At 54.4% G+C, this 360-nt stretch carries 1 rRNA gene; it reads right to left on the minus strand.

Annotated features, from left to right (window positions below):
• Positions 1-278, minus strand: a 23S ribosomal RNA gene (locus tag EIZ45_RS45860); the annotation flags it as partial.
• Positions 279-360 lie beyond the last annotated feature (82 nt).

Below are 360 nucleotides of genomic sequence, written 5' to 3' on the forward strand. Positions count from 1 at the left end.
CGGTTTAGCCTCTTCCGCTTTCGCTCGCCACTACTCACGGAATCACTTTTGTTTTCTCTTCCTGCGGGTACTGAGATGTTTCACTTCCCCGCGTTCCCTCCGCACCGGCTATATATTCACCGGCGGGTAACACCACATCACTGGTGCTGGGTTTCCCCATTCGGAAATCCTCGGATCACAGCTCGGTTGACAGCTCCCCGAGGCATATCGCAGCCTCCCACGTCCTTCATCGGCTCCTGAAGCCAAGACATCCACCATGTGCCCTTAACAACTTGACCACAAAGATGCTCGCATCCACTCTACAGTTCTCAAACACCACACCAGAAACAACGTGTGTTGCCTCAGGACCCAACAGCGTGC

The sequence above is a fragment of the Amycolatopsis sp. CFH S0740 genome (assembly GCF_004522315.1).
Classification (GTDB): Bacteria; Actinomycetota; Actinomycetes; order Mycobacteriales; family Pseudonocardiaceae; genus Amycolatopsis; species Amycolatopsis nivea.